Source organism: Streptomyces iranensis (genome assembly GCF_017874715.1).
In the GTDB taxonomy this organism is placed as follows: domain Bacteria; phylum Actinomycetota; class Actinomycetes; order Streptomycetales; family Streptomycetaceae; genus Streptomyces; species Streptomyces iranensis.
This window is the reverse complement of record NZ_JAGGLR010000024.1, coordinates 167,754-177,507: the sequence shown is the minus strand read 5'-3', so window position 1 is coordinate 177,507 and position 9,754 is coordinate 167,754. Positions and strand designations below refer to the sequence as shown.

Sequence of the window (9,754 nt, the reverse complement as noted above, 5' to 3'; positions counted from 1 at the left end):
AATGCGACCTTGTCCTGTGTGTCAGAGCGTTGGCGGGACTGCCGAAACGATGGCCGTACCCATGGTCGGCATCGAACCTGCGGTCGGCATCGAACAGTTCACCCAGAACGTCGCTACGAGCCGGGGATCTGAGCATGCCGCGGTGGAATTCGGCGCTCGAAATCAGGGTCCGAGAATGTATCTGCCGATCTGCTGCGGGCGTTGGCGCGGACAATCTGTCCGGGGTCGAGCAGCCTCGGCTGTACCCCGACACCCGGTCGCTCCAGCATAGATCCCGCGTACTCCGACGCGGCTGGATCGTGCTGATTCAGGGGGGTTCGGTGCTGGGTCAGGGGGGTCGGCACGATGACGCTGTGTCACCGCGGTCGGCGGCAGCGGTGCGTGTCCGATTCACCGGAGTGGACGGCGCGACTCGGCAACCATCCAAAATCTTCACTCAACTGAACCATGAACGCACCATATCGACCGGTTGATCGACAATCAATGTGGTCCACCCAACAGAGACGATCTACGGACTCAGGGTGACGCATAATCGCGCGACCAGGACATACCGGGAGGCCCGTCAGGGCACGTCACGACGGTCGATGGACCATCGTGACGTGCCCCGACAGGGTCGCCCGCCACCTCAGCGGCGGCCGACGCTCACACGGCGTCACCGCCCGGCTCCTGAGCGGGAGAGTGCACCCGGTCGTGCGCCGCCTTGGCCACCTCGTCGATGGTGGAAAAACGACTGAAGAAATCCGGCTCGATCTCGAACCCGAAGGTCTCCTCGATGCTCAGACCGAGCGCGACCATCGTCAGCGAGTCCACTCCGGAATGCATGAGGTTCTCGGTGCTGTCCATCTCCTCGGGCGACCTCTCCAGCTTCGCCGCAAGAAAATCCGTCAACCAGTCGCGGATTTCGGTGAGGGTAGCGGTACGCGCTTCCATTCCGTCCCCTTCGGTTTACGCAGACGCTTGCCGATCGGTACGTCGTGGATGCGCGGCACTCCCGAGTTCCATAACGCGGCTTCGCGTTGAGCCGCGCGGAGCACATCGCCGACCGGGGGGCACGAACCTATCACATACTCAAATACGATTGGCCGTACATGAATTGTTGGTATCTCCACCACGTCGAGTGGCCGACGTGAGACAAGCCCACCGGGCAGAGCGGAGCGACAGAGAGTGGAAGCGATGACCGGCCGGAAAGTGACCACAGCCGCCGCCCCCTCGGAGGCCGAGACCGGTTACACCGAGCACCTGGTGTCCGAGGTCGGCAAGATCTCATCTCGGGAGCTGACCGAGCGGGTGATCGAGCGAGCGCGGCATGCCGTGCTCGACTGGCTCGGGGTCAGCATCGCCGGGGCACAGGAGCCGTCGGCCCGCGCGATCCAACAGCTTCTGACGGCCGAGGGCGGCAGCCCCACGGCCCAGGTGATCGGCACTCCGCACCGGCTGACCGCGCGTCAGGCCGCGCTGGCGGGCGGCATCGCCGCCCACGCGCTGGACTACGACGACATGAGCATCGGCGGCCACCCGTCGGCCGTCGTCCTTCCCGCGGTGTTCGCCCTGGCCGAGGAGTTGGACAAGGACGGACCGACGACCATCCAGGGGATGCTCTTCGGCTATGAGGCCAGAAAGATGGTCGCCGCCGCGTGCGGCAGCGCCTCGTACGACCGCGGTTACCACGGCAGCAGCACCTTCGGCGCATTCGGCGCGGCGATGGGCGCGGGCCGCCTTCTCGAGCTGGATCCGCCGCGGCTGCGGCACGCGCTGGGGATCGCCGGAACCCAGGCGTCGGGCCTGCGGGCGAGCTTCGGGACCATGTCGAAGCACCTGAACGTCGGGAACGCGGCAGCGGTCGGAATCCTGTCGGCCCGGCTGGCGGAGGCGGGCTACACCGGGGACACCACCATTCTTGAGGCGCCGCAGGGATTCGCCGCCACGCACAACAACGGGCCCGCCGACTTCGACCCGACGGGCCCGGGAACGTCGCTGCGCCGGCGGCTGGCCGTCGAGTGGCTCGTGTTCAAGCCGCACGCGCTGTGCGGCGCCACCCACTCCGCGATCGACGGCTTCCAACTCCTGAGGGAGCAGCACGCGTTCTCCGCCGACGATGTCGACGAAGCCGAGGTGTTCGTCTCCGCCCAGCACCTGGAGGTGTGCGACATCGCGGAACCCCGGACCAGCGTCGAAGGGATGTTCAGCATCCGCTACGCCGCGGCGCTGGCCCTCGCGGGAAGCGCGACGGGACCCTCCGCGTTGACCGAAGAGAGGATCCAGGACCCCACCATGGTCGCCCTCCGCGGTCGCGTCCGGGTCACACCGGTCCCGCATGTCCGCAACATCACCATGCCGACCGAGGTCCGGGTACGACTCGGAGACGGCGAGGAGCTGAAGGCGCGCGTCAACGCGCTGGCCGTCAAGCCCGACAACGAGCTGCCCCGCCAGTGGGAGACGCTGAAAGCCAAGTTCGTCGGCCTCGTCAGCCCCGTCCTCGGCGCCGACCGCACCGACGAAATCATCGGCCTGGTGCAGCGCATCGAGACGCTCGGATCAATCCGCGAACTCACCGACCGAACCTCGACCGAGCGTTGACATCCGTCAGTTCCAGGCGACGGGCAGCGAGTGAACGCCGTAGACGACCATTTGCTCGCGCAGTGGGATCTCGCCCGCCGGGGTGGTGAGCCGGAGCCCTGGCAGGCGGGTGATCAGCTCCGCAAGGCCCGTGCGCAGCTCGACCCGGGCGAGTTGCTGGCCCAGGCACAGGTGGGCGCCGTGGCCGAAGGCGAGGTGGGACGTTCGGGGGCGGGTGAGGTCGAGACGATCGGGCTCGGGCCAGCGCTGCTCGTTGCGGTTGGCCACCGGTACGGCCATGACGACGGTGTCGCCGGCCGGGATGGTGACGTCGCCGACGGTCAGGTCCTCGGTGGCGAACCGTGTCGGGCCATTGTGGAAGACCGACAGGTAGCGCAGTAGTTCTTCGACGCCGTTGTCCAGCACGGTCGGGTCGTCGCATACGCGGGCAAGTTGGTCGGGGTTTTCCAGCAGGGCGAAGGCGCTCAGGGCGAGCATGTTGGCGGTGGTCTCGTGGCCGGCGCTGAGCAGGGTGGTGGCGATGTCCACCAGCTGCCGGTCGGTCAGCGGCGGGTCGTAGTCGTCGTGGATCAGTCCGGAGATGATGTCGTCGCCCGGGTGCCTGCGTTTGGCGCCCACCAGTCTGGCCATGAACTGGCGCAGCTCGCCGCTGGCCTGCCGGCGTTCCTCGCTGGGGCGTGACAGGTCCAGGGCGATCGCGGTGCGGTGGTGGAACTCGGTACGGTCGGCGTAGTCGACGCCGAGCAGTTCACAGATCACCAGTGACGGCAGCGGCAGCGCGAAGTCCTTGACCAGGTCGGCCTGCGTGCCGTCGGCCCGCATCACGTCGATGAGCTGCACGGCGAGTTCGCGGACGTGGTCTTCCAGGTGTTTCATGCGCTTGACGGTGAACTGGCCGGACAACAGCCGCCGCAGCCGCGGGTGCTGGGGCGCGTCCATGAAGATGAACATGCCGTCCTTGCGCTCCTGCGGGGCGGCGGGACACTGCCCGCCCGGCTGGGCCTGGCGGTCGGCCACTTCCTCGGGTGACATGCTCAATGTGCTCGGGTAGCGGAGGCGGTCGGAGCTGAAGCGGGCGTCGCCGAGTACGGCGCGCACTTCTTCGTAGCCGGAGACGATCCAGGCGTGGGCACCGTTGAGCAGGTCGATCCGGGTCACCGGGCCCCGGTCGTGTAAGGCCTTCATGGCGGCGGGCGGGTCGAAGGGGCAGCCGTTGCGCTCGAAGATCTCCGGCGGGATCGGCCGCTGCAGGTTGGTGTTCCGCGGGGTGGCCTTCACGGGGGATGAGCCTCCTTGCTACCTGGCCGATGATGATCACATCTGTCGCAACTGCACTGTATACGCTGCTTGCATGATGCAAGTCCGACGTCTGGGGAGACCTGCGGGCAGGCTCATCCGCGACCCGATCGCGCGAGCGGCCGACCAGCCGAACCTCCGGATCCGGTTCCGGTTCTCCGGCATCCGCGCCTTTCTCACCGCGCTCTAAGATCGTCCTCGACGGGGGTGGCCGACACTCGAAAGGCAGAACAGTGACGGTAAGTCTGCGGGGAATCCGCTTCGCCTATTCCGACGAGGGCTCCGGCCCGGTCGTCCTCACCGCCCATGGGCTGTGCGGCAGCCGGGCCTCCGAACGGCGGGCGAACCTGACCGACTATTCCGTGGTGACCTCCGCGGGCCGCCGCCTCATCTCCTACGACGCCCGTGGCCACGGCGAGTCCGAAGGGACCGGCGACCCGGCCGACTACTCGTGGAAGTCGCAGGGCGAGGACATGGTCGAGCTCGTCCGGCACTTCTCCCCGGCCGCGCCCGTCTCGGCGATCGGCTGCTCGATGGGCACCGGAGCGCTGCTGCACGCCGTGACGACCGATCCGGAGCGCTTCGACCGGCTCGTCCTCACCGCGCCTCCGACGGCTTGGGAGGCACGAGCCGCGCAGAGCGATGTGTACCGGCAGCTGGCGGACTACGCGCAGCAGAAAGGGGTGGAGGCCCTGGTCAAGGTGCTGGCGAAAGCCCCGGTTCCGGCCGTTTTCGCGGAGGTGGAGGGCTTTCCGCCCACCCCGGACGTCACGGCCGAATTCCTCCCGGCCGTCCTGCTCGGGGCGGGCATCAGCGACCTGCCACCGCTGGACACCATCGCGCGGATCACCCAGCCGACGCTGATCCTCGCCTGGGCCGACGACCCGGGCCACCCGGTGTCCCTGTCGGAGAAGCTCGCCGCCACGATCCCCGGCTCGACCCTGCACGTGTCCGAGACCCGCGCCGACCTCCGCACATGGGGCGAGCGGGCGGCCGATTTCCTCAAGTGAACCCCGTCGCCGCGACACGCACGCCTACGAGGGCGGAATCCAGGATCCCTGCGCAAGGAGACGAGAGGTATCCACGGGTGCGGCCGTCAACGCCCAACCGCCGCCTGGCCGTTCTGGTCGGACGCTACCGACGGGCAGAACGAGATCGTCGCCGTTGACCGGCGCGCATGCGGCCCTTAGCGTGTGCGCATGTCCACTTCGAGCGGCATGTTCCACCGGCACCGAGCGATGGCCGAGTCCTACGGCGCCGACGCCGAGCGCTATGACCGCGCCCGTACGAGCTTTCCCCCGGCCCTGATCGATGCCATCACCAGCTCCGCTCCGGCCACCGCGGTCGACGTCGGCTGCGGTACCGGCGTCGTCGCCCGCCTTTTGCAGGAGACCGGCTGCCGGGTCCTCGGCGTCGAACCCGACGAGCGCTCGGCCACCTACGCCCGCTCGCGCGGGCTCGACGTCGAGGTGTCCACCTTTGAGGCCTGGGACCCCGCCGGCCGCTTGTTCGACGCCGTCGTGGCGGGCCGGACCTGGCACTGGATCGACCCGCTGGCCGGCGCGGCCAAGGCAGCGACCGCCCTGCGCCCCGGTGGCCGGCTCACCATTTTCTGGAACGCCAGCGAAACCCCAAGTGAACTCGCCCAGGCGTTCCTCGAGATCAACCGGCGCATGTTCCCCGAAAACACCACGCTCCTCAAGAATTCCACCTCGACATTCGAGTCCTGTACCAGGAGCGTCACCAAAGCGGGCGACAACATCCGGGAAGCGGGTGGCTTCGCCGAACCGGACTTCCTGCGCTTCGACTGGGAGCGCACCTACACCCGCGACGAATGGCTCGACGTCCTTCCCACACTGAGCGCCTACACCCGGCTCCCATCCGGCAGACGCGAGGAACTTCTGGCCGCCATGGGCGACGCGGTCGACACGTACGGCGGCAGTTTCCCCATGCGGTACGCGACCCTGGCCGTCGCTGCCACCCGCACCGGCGGATGATTCGCGTGAATGGTTCAGCGCTCGACAGCGACCTGTGAGTCCGGCGGTTCACCCCCGGGCCGCCCAGCGCCGCTCACCTGGCCAGACCGCACGCCGCTGGCCGCCCTCCTGCGCCCTCTCCCCCGTATGCGTCGTTCCGGGTTCGGGACGAAGGCGGGTAGCGCGGCGAGGCTGTGGCGCACGGCCTCGCCCCCGTACTCGAACATCTGCCGCTCGTAGTCGCCGACCGCGCCGAGGAGGTCCTGGCGTCGCTCGACGGCCTCGATCAGGCAGCGGCGCAGCAGGTCGGCATCGCGCAGGGCGGTGTTCGCACCGTTGCCGCCGGTCGGGGAGGTGGCGTGGATGGCGTCTCCAAGCAGCGTGACCGGACCGGGCGTCCAGCGCTCGCGGGGCTCGACCACCCGGATGGGCAGCAGGGTGCTGTTGTCCGGGTCGGCCTGCTCGATGAGCGCCCGCAGGTCCGGATGCCAGCCCTCCATCCTGGACAGCACGGCCTCCTGCGCGGTTGGGGCGCCGAGCGAGCCGTTCGGTGGCAGGAGCATGGCCCAGCGCACGTAGTCGCGGATGTCGGGGAGGGTCACCTCGGGTGCCAGTTCCTCGGCGGCCTGCTTCGGCGGGGTACGGAAACGCATCGCTCCGAGCATCAGGCTCACCTCGTCCCCGGCGATCTTCGAGCCGAAGGCCGGCTCCAGGGCGGCAAAGCGCTCGGTCAGCGGCGTACGGCCGATGACGAACCGGGTGCCGGTGTCGGTCGCGGTGGTCTGCGGCGAGAGCACCGCGCGGACGGCGGAGCCGACCCCGTCCGCCCCGACGAGCAGATCGGCGGTGGTCGGGGCGCCGTGCGCGAACCGGGCTTCGGCCTTGCCGTCGTCCAGCACGTCGTAGCCGGTCAGCGCGGCCCCGGTGCGCACGGTGAGTCCGGTCAGCAGCAGGTGGCGCAGCACTTGCCGGTCGATCACGATGCCGGTCCTACCGGGGCCGAGCTCGCCGATCTGGTTCAGCTGCGGGTCCAGGATCAGCTGCCCGGCATAGGCGTCACCGACGATCGCGTCCAGCAGCGGGTGCCAGCGCAGCGGCAGACAGCCACGCAGCGCCTCGAACCCCACCGGGCTCAGCACGAGCCGGTAGCCCTGGAACCGCGCGGTGATCGCCGGGTCCCGCTCGTACACGTCGGCCTCGATCCCGGCGCCACGCAGACCCTGTGCCAAGCACAGACCTCCCAGACCGGCTCCGATCACGGAAACTCGCATCACACACCTCCTGAACGGACTTTCCGAACCCTGCCCAGGACCTGAGTCAGGGGGGTACGCGAACCACGCGGATACGAACTTAGTTCGTCCTGCACGATCTAAGCTCTACTCAATGAACTTAGATCGTGTCAAGCAGCTATAGTGATCGGTATGCCCTCCGATCCCCGGCAACGCCGAGCAGCTCGTCACGCCCAGCCCGCTGGGGAGCCCTCAGCGGCGTCACCACGCAAGAAGCCCATCACGGTGGACCGGATCACCGACGCCGCCCTGCAAGTCGTGGCCACCGAGGGCTACGACGCACTGACCATCCGTCGAGTCGCCGCGGTGCTCGGCACCGGGCCGTCGTCGCTGTACGCGCACATCGTCAGCAAAGAGGACATCGACGATCTGCTCGTCGGCCGGCTCTGCTCCGAGGTCGTGCTGCCCGAACCGGACCCGGCCGAGTGGCGCAAGCAGACCCTCGGCGTGTACGCGCAGATCCGCGACCAATACCTGAAATACCCCGGAGTCTCCCGGGCCGCGCTGGGCGCGGTCCCGACCAACCTCTCCACGTTGCGGGTCAAGGAAGGGCTTTTGGCGATCCTGCTCGCCGGCGGCATCGAACCGCGGAACGCCGCCTGGGTGCTCGATGCACTGTCCCTCTACGTCAGCGCCTACGCCTTGGAGCAGTCGCTGGTCCAGCAGCGGCGCAGACACCCGGACCAGGAGTGGGTCCTTGGCCGCGAGGAGCTGATCCGCCGGTTCACCGCGCTGCCGGCCGACACGTTTCCGCAGACCCGACGCTATGCCGCTGAGCTGACCTCCGGCACCGGACACGACCGGTTCGAGTTCACCCTGGGACTGATGCTGGACAACCTCACCCAGCTCCAGCCCCAGCCCCGGCCGACACCGGCATCCGACACCGCCGGATGAACGCCGCAGCCCGAGACGCGGCCGACCTCGTGGAACGCGGACCGCGCGGTCGCCGTAGGCGTGCGTGCCGACGCGCCAGCCGCGCCGGACCACGGCCTCGCGGCGGGCCCTCCACGTTCCGGGACTGCGAGTTCGCCCGTGTCAGGCGATGACCGGCGCGATGGCCTCACCCAGCCAGCGTGCGACAGCGACCATGCGGGCATCAGTGCCCGGTTGCCCCATCACCTGAAGGCCGAAGGGCAACCCGCCGACCGCCATGAGCGGAACGTTCACGGCAGGTGCGCCCAAGAGCGAGCTCGGGGTATTGAATACCGGGTCTCCGGTCGGCCACCGCGCCGGCGGCTCTCCGGCGACATCGCCAAGCCACTGCGGCGCCGAGCCGGTGGACGTCGGCGCGACGACGGCGTCCACGACGCTGCCCAGACCCGCGAAAGCCGCCTGCACGACTTCGCGGTCCTGCAACGCCCGCTCGTAGCCTGCCGCACCGAGCCTCTCCGCGGCTTCGATGAAGAAGCGTTTGCTTCGCGCGCTGATGCGGTCCGGGTGCGCCTCTACCAGGTCGCGGAAGGCCCACAGATGCTCGCGTGCGAGGATCAGGCTGGTCAACTCGGCAGCACCGACCAGTGCCCGCTCGAATCGCTCGATCAGTGGTTCGTCGCCTCGGCGGAGCACAGTCACGCCGCGGGCCTCGATCTGTCGAGTCACCCGGTCGAACGCCTCACGGCTCCGCTCGTCCAGACGGTCCCAGCCTTCGGTCTCCATGACGGCGAGGGTGAGGGGCTTTCGGGCCGGTGGCGGCGTGGCGGGCCCGCGCAACGCCGGCCAACCAGGGTCGCCGCCCACACGACGGGCGATCTCAATGGCCACCTGCCACATGTCCTCGGGACACGCCGCCACCACGCCGTGGGCCGTCGTGCTCGCGGTCTGCCGTTCACCGCGGTTGATGGCTCCGCGTGACGGCTTCAGACCCCAGTTTCCGCAAAAGCTCGCAGGCCGCATGAGCGAACCACCGGACTGTGTGGAGATCGTCGCGGGCACCATCGACGCCCCGACGGCCGCCGACGAGCCGGACGACGAGCCGCCCGGCGTGTGCTTCGGGTTGAACGGGTTGGTCGTCGGGCCGGGTTCCGGGCCCGCCAGTTCCGTGGTGACGGTTTTCCCGACCAGGACGGCGCCCGCCTGCCGCAGTGCCCACACCGCGGCGTTGTCCCGCTTCGGGAAGTTGCCCGCGTACGCGGCGCAGCCGTACTCGGTGGGCATGTCCTTCGTTTCGAGCACGTCCTTGATCCCGATGGGCATACCGTCGATAGGTGAGAGCGGCTCCCCCCGACGGTAGCGGCGGGTACTGGCGTCCGCCTGCTCGCGCGCACCCGATTCCTCGATCACGACCCAGGCTCGCACGGTCGGCTCGAGTTCGGCGATCCTCGAAAGGCAGCGCTCCAGGTAGTCGCGCGGCGTGTCAGCGCCACTGCGGAACTGCTCCACCGCCGTGTGGAACCGCAGTCCTGCGAACGTGACCGGGTCGTATGTGCCGACGGCCGAGCCAGCTGAAGAAGTCACGAATATCCCCATCGTCGCCGTTCCGGAAGGCGCAGCGTTCACTTCGGAGCGGTGGGCGTGTGTGCCAGATTGCGGCACAGCGTGTCTAGATACAGCACAGGCTAGGGACGGGCCGATCCGCATGTCAAGACTTGTCCCGCCGGTCCGTATCCGTGAGGTCGA

General features: G+C 68.8%; 9 protein-coding genes. 5 read left to right on the top strand and 4 right to left on the bottom strand.

From position 1 onward, the window contains the following. Nucleotides 1–642: 642 nt before the first annotated feature. Nucleotides 643–930, bottom strand: a complete 288-nt coding sequence (locus tag J2Z30_RS36745) for an acyl carrier protein (RefSeq protein ID WP_052701171.1) — start codon at nt 928–930, stop codon at nt 643–645. 243 nt (nt 931–1,173) lie between these two features. On the opposite strand from J2Z30_RS36745, the gene J2Z30_RS36740 reads away from it, so the two are divergent. Then, nucleotides 1,174–2,577 (top strand): MmgE/PrpD family protein, encoded by a 1,404-nt coding sequence (locus tag J2Z30_RS36740; RefSeq protein ID WP_052701172.1) that lies wholly within the window; start codon nt 1,174–1,176, stop codon nt 2,575–2,577. A gap of 6 nt (nt 2,578–2,583) precedes the next feature. Here J2Z30_RS36740 and J2Z30_RS36735 read toward each other — a convergent pair whose 3' ends face one another. Next, nucleotides 2,584–3,855, bottom strand: coding sequence for a cytochrome P450 (locus J2Z30_RS36735; RefSeq protein ID WP_044567283.1), 1,272 nt, complete (start codon nt 3,853–3,855; stop codon nt 2,584–2,586). Between the two features lie 73 nt (nt 3,856–3,928). Between J2Z30_RS36735 and J2Z30_RS51135 the strand changes: the two genes are divergently transcribed. The 3 genes from J2Z30_RS51135 to J2Z30_RS36725 all read left to right on the top strand — a co-directional run bounded on the left by J2Z30_RS51135 (nt 3,929) and on the right by J2Z30_RS36725 (nt 5,870). Then, entirely contained in the window at nt 3,929–4,063 is a 135-nt protein-coding gene (locus J2Z30_RS51135; protein WP_281062795.1) for a hypothetical protein, read from the top strand. A 43-nt stretch (nt 4,064–4,106) separates the two neighbouring features. Continuing rightward, on the top strand, nt 4,107–4,883 hold the full coding sequence (locus J2Z30_RS36730) for an alpha/beta fold hydrolase (RefSeq protein ID WP_044567286.1): 777 nt from the start codon (nt 4,107–4,109) through the stop codon (nt 4,881–4,883). 189 nt (nt 4,884–5,072) lie between these two features. After that, a complete protein-coding gene (locus J2Z30_RS36725; RefSeq protein WP_044567288.1) occupies nt 5,073–5,870 on the top strand; it encodes a class I SAM-dependent methyltransferase in 798 nt (265 codons plus the stop codon). Between the two features lie 14 nt (nt 5,871–5,884). Here the strand turns inward: J2Z30_RS36725 and J2Z30_RS36720 are convergent, their stop codons facing one another. Then, nucleotides 5,885–7,120, bottom strand: a complete 1,236-nt coding sequence (locus J2Z30_RS36720) for an FAD-dependent oxidoreductase (protein WP_078956450.1) — start codon at nt 7,118–7,120, stop codon at nt 5,885–5,887. Nucleotides 7,121–7,270: 150 nt separating this feature from the next. Between J2Z30_RS36720 and J2Z30_RS36715 the strand changes: the two genes are divergently transcribed. Continuing rightward, the gene (locus tag J2Z30_RS36715) at nt 7,271–8,032 is read left to right on the top strand and encodes a TetR/AcrR family transcriptional regulator (protein WP_044567290.1); all 762 of its coding nucleotides are present in this window, start codon (nt 7,271–7,273) and stop codon (nt 8,030–8,032) included. 141 nt (nt 8,033–8,173) lie between these two features. Here J2Z30_RS36715 and J2Z30_RS36710 read toward each other — a convergent pair whose 3' ends face one another. After that, a complete protein-coding gene (locus tag J2Z30_RS36710; RefSeq protein ID WP_078956451.1) occupies nt 8,174–9,604 on the bottom strand; it encodes an amidase in 1,431 nt (476 codons plus the stop codon). Nucleotides 9,605–9,754 lie beyond the last annotated feature (150 nt).